21 protein-coding genes are annotated in these 20,536 nt (G+C 43.9%); 14 read left to right on the top strand and 7 right to left on the bottom strand.

What is annotated here, in order from left to right; all coding sequences use genetic code 11:
• The 8 genes from FPZ43_RS12035 to FPZ43_RS12000 all read left to right on the top strand — a co-directional run bounded on the left by FPZ43_RS12035 (position 1) and on the right by FPZ43_RS12000 (position 7,912).
• Positions 1–441, top strand: coding sequence for a c-type cytochrome (locus FPZ43_RS12035; RefSeq protein ID WP_146382170.1), 441 nt, complete (start codon positions 1–3; stop codon positions 439–441).
• A 40-nt stretch (positions 442–481) separates the two neighbouring features.
• Complete coding sequence (locus tag FPZ43_RS12030; RefSeq protein ID WP_146382169.1) at positions 482–1,735, top strand: nucleoside permease; 1,254 nt, start codon at positions 482–484, stop codon at positions 1,733–1,735.
• 2 nt (positions 1,736–1,737) lie between these two features.
• The gene (locus FPZ43_RS12025) at positions 1,738–2,628 is read left to right on the top strand and encodes a hydroxypyruvate isomerase family protein (RefSeq protein ID WP_146382168.1); all 891 of its coding nucleotides are present in this window, start codon (positions 1,738–1,740) and stop codon (positions 2,626–2,628) included.
• Positions 2,629–2,679: 51 nt separating this feature from the next.
• A complete protein-coding gene (locus tag FPZ43_RS12020; protein ID WP_146382167.1) occupies positions 2,680–3,552 on the top strand; it encodes a sugar phosphate isomerase/epimerase family protein in 873 nt (290 codons plus the stop codon).
• Between the two features lie 31 nt (positions 3,553–3,583).
• On the top strand, positions 3,584–4,357 hold the full coding sequence (locus FPZ43_RS12015) for a 3-keto-disaccharide hydrolase (RefSeq protein WP_146382166.1): 774 nt from the start codon (positions 3,584–3,586) through the stop codon (positions 4,355–4,357).
• An 85-nt stretch (positions 4,358–4,442) separates the two neighbouring features.
• On the top strand, positions 4,443–5,219 hold the full coding sequence (locus FPZ43_RS12010) for an NIPSNAP family protein (RefSeq protein WP_146382165.1): 777 nt from the start codon (positions 4,443–4,445) through the stop codon (positions 5,217–5,219).
• Positions 5,220–5,225: 6 nt separating this feature from the next.
• Entirely contained in the window at positions 5,226–6,674 is a 1,449-nt protein-coding gene (locus tag FPZ43_RS12005; RefSeq protein ID WP_146382164.1) for a phytoene desaturase family protein, read from the top strand.
• Between the two features lie 26 nt (positions 6,675–6,700).
• Positions 6,701–7,912 (top strand): glycoside hydrolase family 88 protein, encoded by a 1,212-nt coding sequence (locus FPZ43_RS12000; RefSeq protein ID WP_146382163.1) that lies wholly within the window; start codon positions 6,701–6,703, stop codon positions 7,910–7,912.
• Position 7,913: 1 nt separating this feature from the next.
• Here the strand turns inward: FPZ43_RS12000 and FPZ43_RS11995 are convergent, their stop codons facing one another.
• Positions 7,914–8,564 (bottom strand): YceH family protein, encoded by a 651-nt coding sequence (locus FPZ43_RS11995; protein WP_146382162.1) that lies wholly within the window; start codon positions 8,562–8,564, stop codon positions 7,914–7,916.
• Positions 8,565–8,622: 58 nt separating this feature from the next.
• Here FPZ43_RS11995 and FPZ43_RS11990 point away from each other — a divergent pair, with 58 nt between their 5' ends.
• A complete protein-coding gene (locus tag FPZ43_RS11990; RefSeq protein WP_146382161.1) occupies positions 8,623–9,429 on the top strand; it encodes an SDR family oxidoreductase in 807 nt (268 codons plus the stop codon).
• 46 nt (positions 9,430–9,475) lie between these two features.
• Complete coding sequence (locus FPZ43_RS11985; protein ID WP_222430970.1) at positions 9,476–9,865, top strand: hypothetical protein; 390 nt, start codon at positions 9,476–9,478, stop codon at positions 9,863–9,865.
• Between the two features lie 92 nt (positions 9,866–9,957).
• On the opposite strand, the gene FPZ43_RS11980 is transcribed toward FPZ43_RS11985, so the two are convergent.
• The 5 genes from FPZ43_RS11980 to FPZ43_RS11960 form a co-directional block, all read right to left on the bottom strand.
• The gene (locus tag FPZ43_RS11980; RefSeq protein ID WP_146382160.1) at positions 9,958–10,350 is read right to left on the bottom strand and encodes a group III truncated hemoglobin; all 393 of its coding nucleotides are present in this window, start codon (positions 10,348–10,350) and stop codon (positions 9,958–9,960) included.
• A gap of 53 nt (positions 10,351–10,403) precedes the next feature.
• Positions 10,404–12,125 (bottom strand): GMC oxidoreductase, encoded by a 1,722-nt coding sequence (locus FPZ43_RS11975; RefSeq protein WP_146382159.1) that lies wholly within the window; start codon positions 12,123–12,125, stop codon positions 10,404–10,406.
• A 222-nt stretch (positions 12,126–12,347) separates the two neighbouring features.
• Positions 12,348–13,079, bottom strand: coding sequence for a glucosamine-6-phosphate deaminase (locus FPZ43_RS11970; protein WP_146382158.1), 732 nt, complete (start codon positions 13,077–13,079; stop codon positions 12,348–12,350).
• A gap of 4 nt (positions 13,080–13,083) precedes the next feature.
• A complete protein-coding gene (locus FPZ43_RS11965) occupies positions 13,084–14,178 on the bottom strand; it encodes a Gfo/Idh/MocA family protein (protein WP_146382157.1) in 1,095 nt (364 codons plus the stop codon).
• Positions 14,179–14,437: 259 nt separating this feature from the next.
• A complete protein-coding gene (locus FPZ43_RS11960; RefSeq protein ID WP_146382156.1) occupies positions 14,438–15,847 on the bottom strand; it encodes a phosphohexomutase domain-containing protein in 1,410 nt (469 codons plus the stop codon).
• 92 nt (positions 15,848–15,939) lie between these two features.
• Here FPZ43_RS11960 and FPZ43_RS11955 point away from each other — a divergent pair, with 92 nt between their 5' ends.
• The 4 genes from FPZ43_RS11955 (at position 15,940) to FPZ43_RS11940 (ending at position 20,143) form a co-directional block, all read left to right on the top strand.
• Entirely contained in the window at positions 15,940–17,250 is a 1,311-nt protein-coding gene (locus FPZ43_RS11955) for an aspartate kinase (RefSeq protein ID WP_146382155.1), read from the top strand.
• Between the two features lie 125 nt (positions 17,251–17,375).
• Complete coding sequence (gene lysA / locus FPZ43_RS11950) at positions 17,376–18,539, top strand: diaminopimelate decarboxylase (RefSeq protein WP_146382299.1); 1,164 nt, start codon at positions 17,376–17,378, stop codon at positions 18,537–18,539.
• Between the two features lie 167 nt (positions 18,540–18,706).
• Entirely contained in the window at positions 18,707–19,846 is a 1,140-nt protein-coding gene (locus tag FPZ43_RS11945; protein ID WP_146382154.1) for a PAS domain-containing protein, read from the top strand.
• Positions 19,847–19,948: 102 nt separating this feature from the next.
• Positions 19,949–20,143: a cold-shock protein gene (locus FPZ43_RS11940; protein WP_146382153.1), complete on the top strand. Its 195-nt coding sequence runs from the start codon at positions 19,949–19,951 to the stop codon at positions 20,141–20,143.
• A gap of 64 nt (positions 20,144–20,207) precedes the next feature.
• Here the strand turns inward: FPZ43_RS11940 and FPZ43_RS11935 are convergent, their stop codons facing one another.
• Positions 20,208–20,459: a hypothetical protein gene (locus FPZ43_RS11935; RefSeq protein ID WP_146382152.1), complete on the bottom strand. Its 252-nt coding sequence runs from the start codon at positions 20,457–20,459 to the stop codon at positions 20,208–20,210.
• Positions 20,460–20,536: the final 77 nt, after the last annotated feature.

Here is a 20,536-nt window from a genome sequence, read left to right as displayed (position 1 = left end):
ATGAAAAAGTTATTTGTAGTATTAGGTATAAGTTTAGCATTAGCAGCTTGCGGCGGCAGCAAACCGGGCGAGGCTGAAGGAGGAGAAGATTCAGCATCAGCAACAAACCAATCTGCTGTAGCACAACAAAGCAATGCAGCTAATGATACCGCTACCAGCGATGTTGGTACTACCAAAGCACCTGGTACACCATCAGAAAAAGGCGCACAACTTATGGCAAACAGCGATTGCAACACTTGCCACAGCGCGCAAAGCAAAATTATTGGCCCTGCATTGGTTGATATTGCTAAAAAATACACAACAGCAGATGTTGATAAATTAGCTAAAAAAGTGATTGAAGGCGGTAGCGGTAACTGGGGCACTACACCAATGACATCACACCCGCAGTTATCAATGGAAGATGCCAAAGAAATGGTATCGTACATTTTAACCGTAAAGTAAACCAAAAATCAACCTGAATTAATTTAAACCACAACCAATTATGACCGTAACAACACGCGTTAAGTTATCAACTATGATGTTTCTCCAGTTTTTTATCTGGGGCGCATGGTTTGTAACTATGGGAACGTACCTGGGTAAAACGTTGGGCGCATCGGGCGTTCAAAACGCTACCGCTTATTCAACCCAATCATGGGGTGCTATTATTGCTCCCTTTATTATTGGCCTCATTGCCGACAGATTTTTTTCCGCACAAAAGGTATTGGGTGTTTTACATTTAACAGGTGCAGCGTTGTTGTACTATATTACCACCGTTCCAAATTTTGAGGGCTTTTTCCCGATAATATTGGCTTACATGATTTGCTACATGCCAACATTAGCCTTGGTAAACTCGGTATCGTTTAAGCAAATGGCAAACCCAAGCAAGGAGTTTCCGCCTATACGTATCCTTGGTACGGCAGGTTGGATTGTTGCCGGTTTAACTATTGGCTGGTTAGGTTGGGAGCGAAGCAATTCATTGGTATTAACCTTCAAAATGGCTGGTACAGCTTCATTGATATTAGGTTTATTGAGCTTTACACTTCCATCAACCCCGCCGGCAAAAAAAGGTCAGAAAACGTCAATGGGTGATATTTTAGGTTTAGATGCTATTGGTTTGTTAAAAAACAGGTCGTACTTAACCTTTTTTGTCGCATCGGTGGCTATCTGTATACCGCTGGCGTTTTATTACAATTTTACTAATCCGTTCCTGAACGAGGTGGGTATGAAAGCCGCTGCCGGCGTACAAGCATTGGGCCAGGTATCTGAGTTTGCTTTTATGGCGCTGATGCCTTTGTTCTTTGTGCGTTTGGGCGTTAAAAAGATGCTTGCCTTTGGTATGTTTGCCTGGGTATTACGTTATATATTTTTTGCCTACGGCGACACCGGCGCCAATTACTGGATGCTTATTGCAGGTATTGTACTGCATGGTATCTGTTATGATTTCTTTTTCGTAACAGGACAGATTTACACCGATAACTTAGCCGGCGAGAAATTTAAAAGTGCAGCACAAGGCTTTATCACATTGGCTACTTACGGTGTGGGTATGCTTATCGGCTCGTACATTTCTGGGCCGATAGTTGATCATTGGAAAATATCTGATACATCGCACAACTGGATGAGCATTTGGCTGGTACCTGCAGGTATTGCCGGTGTTGTACTGGTATTGTTCCTTGTTTTCTTTAAGGATACGAACCAGATCCAGGAGCAAAAAGGTTTGGATATTGAAGAGCCAAGCACAGGCAGGTTAGAAGTATAAATATGGCTACATCAAACAGAAGGTCGGCTATTAAAAATATGCTGGCAGGCACTGCAGCAGTTAGCGCTGCGGGTATGCTATCTTCATTTAGATCATCGGAAAAAAGCGAGGAGGGAATGGATGCAAAGCTAAAAGGCAATATTAACCATGCGGTTTGCCGTTGGTGTTATGACGATATGAGTGTTGAGCAACTTTGCATTGCCGCTAAAGCCATTGGCATAAAAGGTATTGACCTTGTTGGCCCAGCCGACTGGCCTACGCTTAAAAAGCACGGTTTGTATTCATCAATGTGTAATGGTGCTGAGATTAACCTTACCGATGGTTTTGGTGATAAGGAGTTTCACGCAAAGTTGCTGAAGAACTATACCGAAATGATACCACTGGTAGCCAAAGCGGGTTATAGCCAGTTGATATGCTTTAGTGGCAGCCGCCGCGGTAAAACCGACGAGCAAGGCTGGGCAAATTGTGTTGAGGGATTAAAGCCTTTGATGGCACATGCCGAGAAACACAAAGTTACGTTGGTAATGGAGCTGCTTAACAGCAAGGTTGACCATAAGGATTACCAGGCCGACCGCACCTTTTGGGGAGCAGAGCTTGCTAAAAAATTAGGGTCGGAAAACTTTAAGCTTTTGTATGATATCTACCACATGCAAATTGATGAGGGCGACGTAATTCGCAACATCCGTGAGCATCATCAATATATCAGCCATTACCACACGGGCGGTGTGCCGGGTAGGCACGAGATAGATGAAACGCAGGAGCTTTATTACCCTGCAATTATGCGTGCTGTTGTAGAGGTAGGGCATAAAGGCTTTGTGGCTCAAGAGTTTATTCCGGCTAAAAAAGACAAAATTGCATCATTGCGTAAAGCGGTGCAGATATGTGATGTTTAAACCTTTAAACGTTTAATGCATCAAACATCTAAGTAAAACATACTAAAACCAATGATAAACAGAAGAAAATTTTTAACACAGGCCGGTATTGCTTCGGCAGGGTTGATACTTGCGCCGCAATTATTGTCGGCTAAGCCAACAGGCCGTGTTGGTTTACAATTATACAGCCTGCGCGATTACTTGCCTAAGGATGTTAAAGGCGTTATAGCAAAAGTAGCTAAAGCAGGTTACAAGGAAGTTGAAACCTATGGCTACTCAAAGCAAAACGGCTTTTGGGGCCTGAGTGCAAAGGAGTTTAGCGCGTTGCTGAAGGCACATGGCTTAACTACGCCAAGCGGCCACTACGGCATGGATGAGTTTTTTGGTACAGGCAAAACAACTGAGTTTGAAAGTTACATCGAAGCGGCAAAGGCAACAGGGCAAACCTATATTGTTATTCCGTCATTAAATCATGAGTTTATAAAATCTGTTACTGATTTTAAATCTGTTGCGGCAAAAATGAATACGGCAGCTGCGGTTTGTAAAAAACACGGCTTAAAATTAGGCTATCATAACCACAACTTTGAGTGGGAGAAAATTGGTGGCACCACGTTTTATGATACTATCCTTGCAGAAACCGACCCTAAATTGGTGGCAATGGAAATGGACCTTTATTGGGTAGTGCGTGCCGGTTACAATCCTATTGATATCTTTAAAAAGCATCCGGGCCGTTTTGCTATGGTTCATGTGAAGGATATGGATAAAGCCAACAACGAACTGAATACCGAAATAGGAACGGGCAAAATTAACTTCAAGAGCATTGTAGCCCAATCTAAACTGGCCGGCATCAAACATTTTATTGTTGAGCAGGAAAACTTTAAGATTGACCCTTATAAGAGCATTGCACAAAGCAGTGCTTACCTTAAAAACGTATTGCACGTTTAATCAAAAACAAATCTTTATAATCTAAATTAATATGAAGAACAAGATATTATTAACCGCCCTTTTATTATCGGGCAGTGTTTTTATGGCAAATGCACAGCAAGGCGCTAAGCCTGAAGATACCGAAAAATGGGAGCCGGTACCCAAAGTAGTTACACCAGGTAAAACGGTAAGCGATGCCCCGTCAGACGCTGTTGTTTTGTTTGATGGTAAAGACCTTAGCAAGTGGGAAATGGTGCAGGATGGATCAGCCGCTAAGTGGGATGTTAAAGACGGTGTATTTACCGTTAACAAACAAACAGGCAACATCCAAACCAAACAAAAATTTAATAACTACCAGTTGCACCTTGAGTGGAAAGTTCCTGCAAACATTACAGGTACCGGTCAGGGTCGTGGTAATAGCGGTTTGTTCCTTGCATCTATTGGTAAAGGAGATGATGGTTATGAGTTGCAAATATTGGACTCATACAACAACAAAACTTACGTGAATGGCCAGGCCGGCAGTATTTACAAACAGTTTATACCATTGGCTAACCCAACCAAGCCACCAGGCACTTGGAACACTTACGACGTGATCTGGACAGCACCAACTTTTAAAGAGGATGGATCTGTTAAAACACCTGCGCGCGTTACTGTTTTATTTAACGGTGTATTGGTTGAAAACAACATTGAGCTGCTTGGCCCAACTCAATATATTGGTACACCTGCGTACCGCAAGCCGCACGGTGCATCGCCAATTAAACTACAATCGCACGGCGATAAAAGCGAGCCGCTTAGCTTCCGTAATATCTGGATCAGAGATTTATAATAGCAGATTGTTAAAGATAATGAACGCCCTGTAGCATACGCTGCAGGGCGTTTTATTTAATATATTTACAAAAATAAATCACAACATGACTGCCCTCAAAAAAATTTGCGTTTTTGCTATAGTTGCGTTTTTAGCTTGCTATGCAGCTCCTGCAATGGCTACAGGCTACTACTATCAATTGCGTGTTTACCACTTTAAAACAAATGAACAGCAGCAGGTAACAAATGCTTACCTGAAAGATGTATTTGTACCTAACGTTCATAAGTTGGGCATGAAACAGGTAGGAGTATTTAACACGCTTGCAAACGATACGGCCGACAGGCGCACCTATGTGTTGATACCATTTGCCAACTGGAAAGCGATCGAAGCTTTCGAGGATAAGATTGATGTTGCAGATGCAGCCAATGGTAAATCCGAATATATCAACGCTTCTTATAAAACCCCGCCATACAGCCGTATGGAAGTAATTGTACTCTCGGCGTTTGACAAAGCTGTTAGTCCGCTACTGCCAAACTTAAGCGCACCCAAAAGCGAGCGCGTTTATGAGCTTCGTAGCTATGAAGGACCAACCGAGAAATATTATAAAAATAAGGTTAAGATGTTTAACGATGGCGACGAGGTAGGTCTGTTTAAAAGGCTTGGCTTTAACGCTGTTTTTTATGCAAAAGTACTTGCCGGCAGCCGTATGCCAAACCTGATGTATATGACCACGTTCAACAGCATGGCTGATCGTGATGAACACTGGAAAGCGTTTGGTGATGACGCATACTGGAAAAAACTATCGGGCATGGCACAGTATCAAAACAACGTATCAAAGGCCGACATCATATTTTTAAGGCCAACAGATTATTCAGATTTTTAAGCTGTAATGAAGCTTGAGCAAAGGGATTATGATGTAGTAGTGGTAGGCTCGGGGCCCAACGGGTTGGCAGCAGCTATACTGATGCAGCAGCAGGGCCTGTCGGTGCTTATAATAGAAGGCAAGGATACAATAGGCGGCGGCCTGAGATCGGCAGAGCTTACCTTGCCTGGCTTTACACATGATATTTGCTCGGCTATACACCCGCTTGCCGCTGCGTCGCCGTTTTTGAGCAAACTTCCTTTGCATGATTTCGGCTTGTCGTACATTCAGCCAACTTTTGCCGCCGCTCATCCGCTTGATAATGGAAACGTAGCCATACTGAAACATAGTATAGATGATACTGCCGATGAATTAGCAACCGATAGCCGGGCATATCGGAGGTTATTGCAGGAAATTACAAGTATATGGCCCAAAATAGATGCCGATACTTTAGGTCCGCTCAAATTTCCGAAACATCCAGTTGACTTTGCCCGGTTTGGTTTAAAGGCTTTGCCCCCCGCTACTACACTGGCCAATTTGTTTAAAACAGAAAAGGCAAAGGCACTTTTTGCAGGTATGGCGGCGCATGCTATGCAGCCTATTACCAATATAACTACATCTGCAATTGCACTGGTGTTGCTTGCTGCAGGCCATTTAGGCGGATGGCCCATACCGAAGGGCGGCTCGCAACAAATTGCTAATGCACTGGCTGCATACTTTAAATCTTTAGGTGGCAAAATTGAAACAGGTACTTATGTAACTGATTTGAAAATGCTGCCATCCGCGCATGCTGTTTTGTTCGATGTTTCTCCAAAACAACTGCTGCAAATAGCTGGTCATAAATTTTCATCAATATACAAATGGCAACTCGAGCGCTACCGTTACGGCATGGGCGTTTACAAGATTGACTGGGCTTTAGATGAACCCATACCGTTCAAGGCAAGAGATTGCGGCGGCGCAGGCACGGTACACCTTGGTAATACACTTGCCGAGATACGCGATGCCGAGCAACAAACCTGGGACGGTAAGCACCCCGAAAAGCCATTTGTATTGCTGGCCCAGCAAAGCTTGTTTGATGACAGCCGCGCGCCTTCGGGTAAACACACAGCATGGGGTTATTGTCATGTACCGCATGGCTCAACCAAAGACATGACCGCCATTATTGAAAACCAGGTTGAGCGTTTTGCGCCCGGTTTTAAAGATATTATCCTGGCAAGGCATACCATCGATAGCGCCCAGATGGAGGCTTATAACCCCAACTATATTGGCGGCGACATCAACGGTGGTGTATTGGACATTGGCCAGCTGTTTACGCGGCCGGCACTTAGGTTGTCGCCCTACAAAACCTCAGCAAAAGGGCTTTACATATGCTCGGCTTCAACGCCGCCGGGTGGTGGTGTACATGGCATGTGTGGTTACTATGCTGCTAAAAAAGCGTTGCGGGATGTATTTGATATTTCTGTAAATTCGCTTTAATACATTTACCAATTATAAGCCCTTTTATGAATTTCACAAGCCTTATCGCCGGCGCTGTCTTGCTTGCGTCTGCCTGTTTGCCGGCCGTTGCACAGCAGCGTTTTGTGCCTAAACCACAAAAAGCTTTGCTCACCGTTGTCGACAAAAACTTTACCGATGCTGCTGCTCAATATAAATACATGGCTACTTTGCTGGAGCCGGGCCGTTTCCCTAAAACTATAAACAAGGCTACCGGTAAATTGGAGACCAGTAAATCCGACTGGTGGTGCAGCGGTTTTTATCCCGGAACGCTGCTGGAGCTTTATCAGCAAAAGCACGATAAAGCTTTATCGACCGATGCCAACCGCATCATGGCCGATCTTGCCAAAGAACAATACAATACCCACACTCATGATCTCGGTTTTATGATGTATTGCAGCTTTGGAACTGCGAACAAGTTAAACCCGTCTAACAGTTATAAACAGATACTAATCAACAGTGCTAAATCATTATCTACAAGGTTTAATCCTAAAGTTGGGGCAATCAAGTCATGGGATTCCAAACCGGGCGATTTCCTGGTTATTATTGATAATATGATGAACCTCGAATTACTCTTTTGGGCAACCAGGGAAACTGGCGATTCGAGCTTTTACAAGATTGCCGTTACCCATGCCAACACCACGTTAAAAAACCATTTCAGGCCAGATCATAGCTCATACCATGTTATTAATTATAATGCGGAAACTGGTGCTGTACGGGAAAGGAAAACAGCGCAGGGATTTGCCAATGAGTCGGCCTGGGCAAGAGGGCAGGCCTGGGGGCTTTACGGCTATACCGTTATGTATCGCGAAACTAAAGACAAGAAATACCTGGATGCCGCGAACCAGATAGCAGGATTTATACTGAACAACCCCAATTTACCTACCGATAAAATTCCTTACTGGGATTTTAATGCGCCCAACATACCAAATGCTTTACGCGATGCTTCGGCAGGGGCTATAATATCATCGGCACTACTTGAGCTTTGCCGGTATGCTGATAAAGCGCAAGCGCAAAAGTATTTTACCACTGCCGAAACTATTATTAAAAATCTTTCTGCCCCGGCCTACAGGGCCAAGGTGGGCACAAATGCAGGCTTTATATTAATGCACAGTGTTGGGCACTTACCTGCAGGAACCGAAATTGATGTGCCGCTTACCTACGCCGACTATTACTTTGTTGAGGCCATGGAACGCTACAAAGCATTTGCAAAACGTTAAGTTACATTAGTTCGTTCATCAGCTTATCCAAAGCCTCTTTAAGTTGGGCCAGTTCGGTTTCTACCTTAATAAGGCGTTCTTCTAATTCCGATTGATTAGCGCGACGGCTTGGGGTGTCGGCAACGGCATCGTCTTCAATAATTGTTCCGCCTAAAAGGTGGCGGTAGCGCACTTCTTTCTGCCCAGGCCGCTTTGGCATTTGCTCAACAAACGGTGTGTCGCCGCCCGCAAGTTTTTCAAGCATTGTTTGTACCTCGTCAAGGTCGTCAAACTCATATAGCCTGCCCGAGTTGGTGTTAATTTCGCCGGGTGTTTGCGGTCCGCGTAATATCAGCAGACATATTACGGCTACCTCTGCAGGTACAACAGGGTAAACAATGCCAAAGTTGTGCTTATACTTTGTAGCACGGCTGGAGCCACCGGTTGCGGTAGATATCAATCCTTTTCGCTTTAGCGTGTCTAAAGAAAGCATTACGGTGTTCTCGTCAAAATCCACCACCGGGTTGCGGGATGTTTTCTGGTTACAGGCAGCCGTAAGGCCATTTAAAGTCATGGGGTAATAGTCGGGCGTAGTTTTGCTTTTTTCCATTAAAGAGCCCAATACACGTAATTCGGTATCGGTTAAAACTGGCAGGGTCTGCGGTGTATCCATACAGCAAATATATCATTTGAAATATTTATGCCCACGATTAAGTACTATCTTAGCACGCATGACGGTGAGTATTTTAGGTTGCGGTTGGTTTGGCCTTGCTTTGGGCAAACATCTATTAAAGACAGGCATAACGGTACAAGGGTCAACCACATCTGCCGATAAATTACAAGCACTCGAGGCTGTCGGCATACTGCCATATCTGATTGATCTGTCTCCTGAAAGTGAACAGCTTAACCGGGATTTTTTTAACTGTGATGTGCTGATCATCGCCATTCCGCCTAAAGCACGATCAGGGCAGGGGCAGGATTATGTGACGAAACTTGGTAAAGCGGTGGCTGGCATTAACGGCGGGAGTGTGCAAAAAGTTATCCTGATTAGTTCTACAGGTGTATATGCTGACCTAAATAAAATTGTTACTGAATTAGATGAACCGGCCCCCAATACTGAAGCCGGTAAAATATTGTTTGCAGCCGAGGAATTATCCAGAAACCAAACTGCATTCAAAACTACTGTAATTAGATTTGCAGGGCTGGTTGGGCCTGAGCGTGATCCGGGAAGGTTTTTCGCCGGAAAGCAAAATGTACCTAATGGCCAGGCACCCATCAACCTGATCCATTTAGATGATTGTATAGGCGTAACTGAGGCGATTATTGAAAAAGATAAATTTGGCTACACTTTCAACGCCTGCACGCCACACCACCCTACAAGGGCGGAATTTTATACGAAAGCTGCGGCTAAATCCGGATATGACGTACCAGGCTTCTTGCCCGAATTAAATGAATGGAAGGTAATAGAAAGCGTCAACGTAAAACCGTTGTTGGGCTACGCATTTAAGATTACCGATTGGAACGATTGGCTGGCATAGTAGCCCCGCTTTTCCACGTCAATTATTTCAGTATTTTAGCGGTAACATGGCTAATTATACTATCCCCCTGAAGTATCGAAAAATGGAGAATCTCCATATTGTGTTCTGGCTTTTTAAAGACATTGTCTGGTGCTTACTTTGGAAACCATTGGGGATAGTGATGATTATACCTACGCTGGCCATATCAATTGTAATAGCCTACCGTACCAAAGAATTGATGTCCGAACTTTGCCATAACCTGGCCATTACATTCTGGATCTCGGCTAATTCTTACTGGATGATCAGTGAGTTTCTGGACTTCGATCACCTGTATGCTTTTGGCCCGGTAACTTATAAGCATCTCGCCATTATCCCGTTTTTACTTGGGGTGGCCTGCCTTGCGTTCTATTACTTTATTTGGCAGCCAAGGCACCCCGATGAGTTGGAAACGATGTGATAAATTTCCCACGTCATGCTGAGGAACGAAGCATCTATGTCCGCCTAACATATCCTTCACTATGTTCAGGATGACAATACCGGGAACACCTATTACTGAAAATTAAACGGATTATTCTTTATATAAGCAATTTTATGCTTAAACATATCTGCCATTTTACCGGCGCGCCATTTGGCTTCGGTTGCCTTGTCTCCGGTAAACAGCTCGTCCACGGTTTTGGTAAATAAGGTAAGCCATTGTTTAAAATGTTCTGCACCAACCGGCAACTGTGCATGTGGCGGGAATGGGCGGCCGTTGTACGTAAATTCTTCCAGCAGCACAGTTTGCCAAAAGCGGTACATTCTATCTAAATGCTCGGGCCAGCGGTTTTGTATCCGGTCGGCAAATATAGGCCCAAGCAATTCATCTTGTTGTATACGCGTGTAAAAAGTATCAACCAACAGTTTAATATCTGTAATGGTTAATATATCGGCCTGCTCGCTCATAGTGCAAAGCTAAGCGCTAGCAATTATAAAATTGTCACGCTTATTTCTTCAATTTACAGGTTGCCTTTTTTTATTTCATCGGCTGCATAATTAGCAGCACGGGCCGTTAAAGCCATATACAAAATTGATGGGCTTTGGTTGCCTGTACTTGTCATGCAGGCACCATCGGTTACAAATACATTTTTGCAGGCATGTAGCTGGTTCCAGTTGTTCAATAACGATGTCTTAGGATCTTTACCCATACGTACGCCGCCCATTTCGTGGATATCCAACCCGGGCGACTGCTTGTTGTTATATTTTTTTATGTTTTTACAACCAGCTTTCTCGAGCATGCCAGCCGTTTCATTTAAAAAGTCATCCGTCATTTTATCATCGTTGGGATGATACTCAACCGAAGTTACCAGCAGTGGGATACCCCATTGATCTTTTTCTGTGTCGCTAAGGCGTACATGGTTGCTTTCTACCGGCACAGTTTCGCCCTGTAAATAAGCAAACACCTGCCAGCCTCCCGGCTCGCAAAGCTCGTCTTTGTATTGGGCACCTACCTGGCCCTCCAGCGTATCGTTAGGGTGTTGCGGGCGGTAAGCATTCATAAAGGTGGTGTAACCACCATAATAATCGGTATCTCGATTGTGCAGGTTTTTATAGTTAACCAAAATAAGGTCGGTTGGGTTGCGGCCATAGTAATATTTATCGGTAAAGCCATCAATACTGCCGCTTACCGAGGCCCGATAATTATGGAAAGCGATATACTTGCCAAGCAGCCCACTGTCATTACCCAAGCCGTTAGGGAAGCGTTTGGATTTCGAATTTAGCAGGATAAGATTGGTGTTCAATGCAGACGCGTTCATGAATATAACACGTGCGCGGTACTCAATAACCTCTTTTGTATTGGCATCAATAACTTTTACACCGCTTGCTTTGCCGGACTGCTCGTCATAAATAATTGAATGTACTACAGCATTTGGCCTGATGGTTAGGTTACCCGTTTTTTGCGCCCAGGGCAGGGTAGAACTTACCGAACTGAAATACCCACCAAACGGGCAGCCGCGCATACACATATTACGCGCCTGGCACTTGCCACGGCCCTGGTCCAGGTGGATTTGCTGAGGCTCGGTTAAGTGTGCCCAGCGGGCGTGTACCAAGTGGCGGTTAAAGTTTTGTTTTACGCTGTCGCGGATATGTTGCAAGGGCGCATTCATTTCAAATGGTGGCAAAAACTCACCGTCGGGCATAGCTTCCAACCCGTCCTTACTGCCGCATATGCCAATAAATTTTTCTACATGCGAGTACCACGGGGCAACATCGGCATAACATATCGGCCACTCAATACCATAGCCAAAACGTTTGGGCGCCGTAAACTCAAATTCGCTCCAGCGTTGTGTAGCCCGTCCCCATGTTAATGATTTACCACCGACCTGGTAACCGCGTATCCAATCAAACGGTTTCTCCTGCACATAGGGGTGATCGGCATCCTTTATAAAAAAATGATCGCAATCATCGCCGTAGCCTGCCGCCTTGGTTATAAGCGGGTTTTGTTTATAGTGTTCCTCGCTCATACGCCCGCGATAGGGAAATCCCCAGGGCGGCGTGGTGGCTGTTGGGTAGTCTTTTAAATGTTTTACATCGCGGCCGCGTTCAAGCACAAGGGTTTTAAGGCCTTTTTCACAAAGTTCTTTTGCCGCCCACCCGCCGCTTATGCCGGAGCCTATAACTATAGCATCAAACGTTTGCACTGCGCTATCGTCAGGCTTGTTCGTAAATTCTGCAGACATGAAGATTTATAATTGGTATCTTAAAGATGCAGAAATTATGTGGTACTAATGGTATTTTTTATGACTAAGTGAATGTGACTTAAACGCTTTATTATAAGTATTTCAATATTGATTAAGTACCCATAAAAATCCTTTTATTCGTGTTAAAGTTTTTAAAAAGCGAGATTGCACCTTACGGCTTGTAACCTTTCAACTATGGCGCGGTTGTTTTAATCGATAAATTTACTCTTTAGTTAGGCCGGACGCTGCCGGTTCATCTAACAAAATCACGGCATGCTGCAGCGTTTGCAGGATTGATGCAGGTACATCCTTGCACACTTCACCTTCGAGGCTTTGAGCTATAATGCCCGCCTTTTTTTCGCCGCTGGCTATAAGTACGGGAATTTTACTTTCGGCCAAATGGCGCAAGCCGAGTGTGATACCGCCGGTTAATTTGGTTTCACTTTTAAAGTACTTTTGGCCTACCTCAATGGTAATAGGCGCAAGCTCTGCAGGGTGGGCATACAAATCAAACGGAGTGCCCGGCTCGTTAAGGCCAAGGTGCCCATTCATGCCAATGCCTACTATCATCATATCCAAACCACCTTTTGCTGCAATGTATTTGTTGATGCGCTTACATTCGGCCTCGAGGTCAGGCGCTTTGGCATCAAAAAGGGTTACTTCCTTGGGCTGCGTAAGAAGTTTGTCAAACAGGTTATGCTTTAGGTAATATTTGCAGCTGCCAAAGTCATTCTCGTCCATGCCAACCCATTCGTCAAGCCCTACAAAAGCGCATTTACTTAAGTCGACATCGCCATTGTTGGCAGCGTCAACCAAATGTTTGAGCATCCCCGTAGGCGAATCTCCCGATGGAAAGCATATTAGTGAATCTGGCTTTTCTGCAAGCTGTTTGGCAACCATATCTGCGACCGCTTTTGACATTGCGTCGTAATCTGAAAATACTTTTACCTGCATAATATTAAGCTTGAGGATTTAACCAAAGATCTACCGGTTTACTAACTTTAGGCGTAAAAGGTAATGCCACCTTTTTACCTTGCCCGGCCGATGCATAAGCAGCATAAATCATTTCCAAAACAACACGGCCATCTTCGCCTGTAACAATAGGTGTTTTATCTTCGCGTACACATTCTATAAAGTGTTTTAACTCCTGCGGATAACCCTGGTTAAAGGCTTCTTCAAAAATTGTGAAGGTCCACCCGGCAGAGCTGTCTACCTTTTCCATGGCATAGCCATAACCATCGCGGCTGTAGGTAAGTGCCGAATTGCCCATAAATAAGTCGGCATAAACAACGCCACCCGTTCCGTAAATTTCGCAGCGATCATCCATTCCGCCATGTTTGGCCCAGCTACTTTCGGCAACGCAGGTAACGCCGTTTTCAAATTCAACTATCACTACTGCATTGTCTTCGCCTTGTGTACGGCCCTTATGCATTACAGTACTCATGGTGGCATAAACATCTTTAACCTTTTCGTGGTTCAGCACCCAACGGAACCAGCCCAATGCGTGGCAGCCCATATCCATCAGTACCCCACCGCCGGCAAGGTTAATGTCGTAAAACCAATCGGTATGCGGGCCGCTGTGTTTTTCAGCTTGTTTTAGCATATATACATCACCTACGGCGCCCTCTTTTATCAGCATACGTGCGCGCTCATATTTTGGGGCGAAGCAAAGTTCTTCAGCATACATGAGTTTCACGCCATTTTCTTTGCAAACGGCAATCATTTCATCGGCCTCCTCAATAGTCACAGCAAGCGGCTTTTCGATGATGATATGTTTTTTGGCCTTTGCCGCTTTTATACAAACCGAAGCATGCAGATAATTAGGCACGCAAATGTCAACCACTTCGCAACCGCTTTGTGCCAGCAGTGTATCTACATCATCAAAAAATTGGGCAATTTGATATTTTTCCGCAAAGGCTTTTGCCTTGTCTGCATTGCGGGCGTAAATTGCCACTACCTCGGCCTCGGGCACAAAGCGATGGTATGATTCCAGGTGTATGTCTGATATAAAGCCTGCGCCAATAATGGCAACTTTAGTTCGGTTGGTGTACATAGTATAAGATAGGTTTTAGCCGCGCAATGCCGCAATGTTTATGTTGGTGCCTAAAAATACAATTAATAGTGACAAACGAGATTCTTGCAATCGAAAAATTAGTGCAGTAGCCGTCTCGCGGTGATAAATAGGCGACGAGATTGCCACGCTGACGCTCGCGATGATATGATTCTCTGTTAAAGGCTGCTCACCAATGTCTAAATATAGCATAACAAAAAAGGCCTGCCGAAGCAAGCCTTTTATTATATGGCGTCCTGAATTACTTAAGTAAGTCAGCTTTTACAGTGTCAAGAATTTTAAACGATTCGGCAGTGGTTGGTGCCTCAGCATATACGCGCAACACCGGCTCGGTACCTGATGGGCGAATCATTACCCAGGTTTCATCTTCAAAGAAGAATTTAAAGCCATCCAAATCTTCCGTTCTGGCCACTTTTAGGCTGCCAAAACTTTCTATGCCGCTTTTGCAGTTGCTGATGATCTGCTGTTTCTTTTCTTCGGTTACATGCAGGTCATAACGCTCTACAGCAAACTTACCTACAACGCTGTAAATCTCCTGAACCAGGTCTTGCAGGCTACGGCCCGTTTTAGCCATAAATTCCCAAATCATTAAACCAATCCAAACACCATCGCGTTCAGGGATGTGGCCGTTTACAGCAATACCGCCAGATTCCTCGCCGCCTACCATAAATGGTTTGCCAGAGTTAACAATAAGGTCGCAGATATATTTAAAGCCAATTTTGGTAACTGTATTGTTCAAGCCATATGCGTCGCAAAGCTTTTGTATTTTGCTTGTACAGCTAAAGGTTGAATACACTTCACCGTTTTCGCCTTTTACCTTATTCATATAGTGAATAAGCAGCAGCAGTATATGATGCGAATCAACAAAGTTGCCTTCCGAGTCATACAAGCCAATGCGGTCGGCATCGCCATCAGTAACAAGGCCTGATGCAATTTCGCCTTCAGATAATTTGATTAGCTGCTCAAACTCCTGCAGGTTACGCTGAATAGGCTCAGGTGCCTGACCATCGAAACTTGGGTTATAGTCGGCATGTAAAAAGGTAATATCAGGAAACAGGCGGCGCATAACGTTTTGGCCGGCACCGTACATGGCATCATAAGCCCAGTTTAGTCCGCTGTCGCGAATAGCCGGGATATCGAAACTGTTTTCGGCATGCTCCACATACATGTCTTCAAGGTTAATGTATTCTACCAGGCCTTCGGTTACATAATCGGTAACAGATTTAAGCTCGAGGCTAATGGTATCAGGTATTTGCGATTCTACTTTTTCAATATCATCCGGTGTGGCAGGGCCGCCGTATGATGCTTTAATTTTGTAACCGTTATATGCCGGCGGGTTGTGGCTTGCAGTGATAATGATACCTGCAGATGCGCCAACGCGAACAGTACCTAAAGATATCATTGGGGTAGACACGAACGTGTTTTCGGCACGGAAAACTTTAATGCCTTGTGAAGCAAGCACGGCAGTAGTAGTGTCGGCAAATAATGGGCCCGCAAAGCGTGGGTCGCAGCCTACAAGTGCGGTAGGGTTTTCAAAGTTTTGTTTAAGCCATAATGCGGTTGCATAAGCAACACGTTTCACATTTTCTACTGTGAAATCGTCAGCTATGATTGCTCTCCATCCGTCGGTTCCAAATTTTATTTTGCCCATTTTTGATATAAGTTTAGATATTTTAATCCTATTTTTAGCGCCTTAATAACCGTACAAGGATATTAATGTTTTATGGTAAACGGAAACAATTAATGAAAGTTTTAAAATTTGGCGGTACATCGGTCGGCAGTCCCGCCCGTATGCATAAGCTGCTGGATATAATCAATCCCGCCGAACGGCAAATAGTGGTGCTTTCGGCTGTATCAGGCACTACAAACAGTTTAGTAGAAATAGGGCAGGCTTACCTTGCCGGCGATAAGGCAAAGGCGGCAACGCTTGTTGGCGTCCTTAAGGATAAGTACGAAGCATTTATTAAGGAACTGATACAAACGCCCGAGTTTTATAACCAGGCCAAAGAGGTAATTGATTATCACTTTAAACTGTTAAGTGGTTTTGCTAACGACCTTTTTACACCCATAGAGGATAAGATAGTTGTGGCCCAGGGCGAGTTGTTATCAACCACGCTTTACCATATCTATTTAAAGGAAATTGGCGTGCCCTCGGTATTGTTGCCTGCTTTGGAGTTTATGAAAACCGATGAGGATAATGAACCCATTGTTGATCATATTACACAGCATTTAACGCCGTTACTGGAAAAGCATCCAGATAATAAACTGTTCATCACGCAGGGATATATTTGTCGCAACTCATTCGGCGAAATTGATAACCTGCGTCGTGGCGGTAGTGACTATACTGCATCCCTTATAGGTGCAGGCATCCGCAGTGAAGAGGTGCAGATATGGACCGATATTGACGGTATGCACAATAACGATCCGCGTATTGTTAAAGGTACCAAACCCATTGCACAATTATCATTTGATGAAGCTGCGGAGCTGGCCTACTTTGGTGCTAAAATCTTACACCCGCAAAGTGTTTTTCCTGCGCAGAAATACAAGATACCGGTGCGTCTGCTAAACACAATGGACCCAAAAGCTGAAGGTACATTGATTACCAATACCAGCGAAAAGGATAAGATAAAATCTATAGCCGCTAAAGACGATATTACGGCCATAAAGATACAAAGCAGCCGCATGTTGCTGGCCCACGGTTTTTTACGCCGCGTATTTGAGGTATTTGAGCGTTATCGTACAAGTATAGATATGATTACAACTTCGGAAGTGGGTGTGTCATTAACTATTGACGATACCAAGTACTTAGGCGAAATAACCAAAGAGCTTGCAGCATTTGGCACGGTTGATATTGACGTTAACCACACCATTATCTGTGTGGTGGGCGATTTTGGGGCCGATAAGCACGGCTATGCTGCACGGGTATTGGAAGCTATAAAGCACATCCCGTTGCGTATGATATCATACGGCGGCAGCGATCATAACCTTTCCCTTTTGCTAAAAAGTGAAGAGAAGGTTGAGGCACTGCGTAGTCTGCACAACAGGCTTTTTTAACTCACTTACACTAAACAACGCGTCATTGCGAGGTACTAATCAATCTTCAACTATGCTTATCGGCATGTAAGTTTCAGGAGATTGCTTCGTACCTCGCAATGACGCATGAAATAAATATTGGCAACATGTTTTCCAACTACACTATACAGCGCTTTGAAGGGATTGAAACTCCTTTTTACTACTACAATCTTGATGTTTTGAAGCAAACACTCGACGCTTGCCGCGATGCCTCAGCCAAATATAACTTCCACGTACACTATGCCATGAAGGCCAACTTTAATACAAAGGTTGTCGACATGATTCAATCGTACGGGTTTGGGGCCGATTGTGTGAGCGGTAACGAAGTTTTAACAGCCATTAAGCATGGCTTTGGTAAAGATAAAGTTGTTTTTGCAGGTGTTGGTAAATCTGATAAAGAAATAAATGCAGCGTTGGATGCCGATATTTTTTGCTTCAATGTTGAGTCGGTGCAGGAATTGGAGATCATTAATGAGCTGGCCGCTGCAAAGGGCAAGGTAGCAGGTGTGGCTATCCGTATCAACCCTAATGTTGACGCGCATACGCACCATTACATCACTACCGGGCTTGACGAAAATAAATTCGGTATCAATACCTGGCAGCTTAATGATGTTGCAGACGCCCTGCGTAAATGCGCCAACCTGCAGTTTTTGGGTATTCATTTTCATATTGGCTCTCAAATAACCGATCTGGAAGTTTACCGTACGCTGTGTACCCGTATAAACGAAATACAGGAGTGGTTTGAAGATCACGGCTTTGCTGTTAAGATATTAAATGCCGGCGGTGGCCTTGGGGTTGATTATTATAACCCCGACGGCAATACTGTTGCTGACTTCGAAGCTTACTTTGAAGTGTTTCATAAATTTTTAACCATTAAGCCTGGCCAGGAAGTTCACTTTGAACTGGGCCGCGCCTTGGTTGCGCAATCGGCATCACTGATATCAAGGGTGCTGTATGTGAAGAACGGTCTTAAAAAAAACTTTCTTATTCTGGATGCCGGTATGACGGAGCTAATGCGCCCCATGCTTTATCAGGCTTACCATGAAATTGAGAATATAAGTAGAGTTGCTGGCGATAAAGAAAATTCACTTATAAAATACGACGTAGTAGGGCCTATATGCGAGAGCACCGATTGTTTCCGCAAGGATGTTGAATTGCCGCAATCATTCCGTGGCGATTTAATTGCTGTGCGCACTGCAGGTGCATACGGTGAAGTAATGGCTTCTAACTACAATCTCCGCGATCAGGTTCAAAGCGTATATTCATCGTAAGTATCTTATTATCACTGTTGAAGTATTTGCATTTAAGGAAAACTTTTTGCATTGATAAAGCGTATTTATGGTAAATCCTGCTAATAACACGTTTAAACACCGGTTTACAGCAGCAAGCAGCACCGGCGAAACAAAAGAGTGTTTTACGGTTTACAGCGGACGTTATCATGAATTACACAGAGCGAGAGCGCTTATTGGCCGTTAGCAGGTTTAGGAACCTAGACAAGGCGGTGTCAAAAGACCTAAATGACATTGTTGGCTTAATTGCCGAGATATGCGAAGCACCTGTTGCTTTGGTAACGCTGATTGATGAGCATAGCCAATTTATCAAGGCAGGCACTGGTACTGATTTAAAATGTACCGACCGAGGCATATCTTTTTGTACGCATACAATTAAGCAGAACGGCTTATACATCATTCCAGATACGCTCCAAAATGATTTATTTAAATCGAACCCACTTGTAACATCTAATCCCGATATCAGGTTTTATGCAGGTGCCACACTTATAACCAAAGACGGTTTTGCAATAGGCAGCCTTTGTGTTATAGATGTAATACCACGTCAGTTAAATGAACATCAAAAAAAATCGATTTTGTTGATGGCTAAACAGGTCGTTAACATGATGGAGCTTAGCTGGAGTATGAATGAGCTTGAGCAAAAGCATATGAGGGAGTTAGAGCAAAACATAGTCATCAACGAATCTGAACTGAAGTTGAAAGCTATTTTTGACAGCACTGCAGATATACACCTCCTTGTTGATAAAACCTTCACCATACTTGCGTTTAACCAGGCGGCGGCAAGGTTTATAAAAACCATTTATGGCCATAAGCTGACCCTCGGTAACGATCTGCTCGACTATACGGATACCAGCATCATAAAAGAATTTAGAAAATATTTTAACGTTGCCCTTGCCGGCCGTACCATAAAGCGCGAATGGCTCATGATGCCCGGCAGCCCGCATGCATGCTGGCGCCTTATAACTTTTATGCCGGTTAAAAACACAGAGGGGGAAATCATTGGCGTGGCACTTAATTCGGCAGATGTTACACACCATAAAAGGCAGGAAGAATATATTAATATACAGAACGAAGCGCTCAACCGTATTGCCATCATCCAATCGCATGAGTTGCGCAGGCCGGTTGCATCACTGTTAGGCATGATGGATCTTATTAAGATGGAATGTTTAGATTTTGCCTATTCGGACATGATGGAGACAACCATTAACGAGTTGGATCAAAAAATTAAAAGTATTGTAAAAGACTCTGAGCAAACCCTGCATGGCAGGCACTTATCTATTGTTGCTTAGCTGCTATTGACGCGCCTGTTATTATTAAAAATGCCTGCAATTTAAAGTTTGCGCCTAATGCCAATTATTATACCTACCTTGCGCGCTTTAATAATTATTATAATGCAAAAATCAGGAACAGTTAAATTTTTTAACGAAACAAAAGGCTTTGGTTTTATCGTACCAGACGAAGGTGGCCAAGAAATCTTCGTTCACTCTACAGGCCTTATCGACGAGATCCGTGAAAACGACAAAGTAGAATTTGAAGTTGAAAACGGTCGTAAAGGCTTAAATGCCGTTAATGTGAAAGTTGTTTAATAAATTATATTAATAAACTAAGCTTACAAAAGGCATTCACTTTTAAAGTGAGTGCCTTTTTTTATTACCCGCGGTGGTTGTTTCCAATCAGCCAGAAAAGTATCGAGCCAACAGCAACAGCTGCGGCAAATAGTGCCAATAAAAAATTACCAGTTGCTGCAAGCCAGCGCTGCGCAGATGATCCAGGTTTTGTAACGGCAGGTACCATTTTGTAAATAAATATTATGAGCAGTATAATTGCAATGATGCACACAAGGTAAAACTCTTTACGCATGTGCAGGTTTTGCAGCCAGTGCTGTAGCGTTTTAACATTCATAGTTTCAGCAAATAGTACTTATTTAAAGGATTTTTGGCGGTTTTGTTTGTTTTTGTATGCATATGCATCAAATAACG

This window comes from Mucilaginibacter pallidiroseus, assembly GCF_007846085.1.
GTDB lineage: Bacteria > Bacteroidota > Bacteroidia > Sphingobacteriales > Sphingobacteriaceae > Mucilaginibacter > Mucilaginibacter pallidiroseus.
The sequence above is the reverse complement of the archived record's forward strand: the minus strand, read 5'-3'. Positions and strand labels throughout refer to the sequence as shown.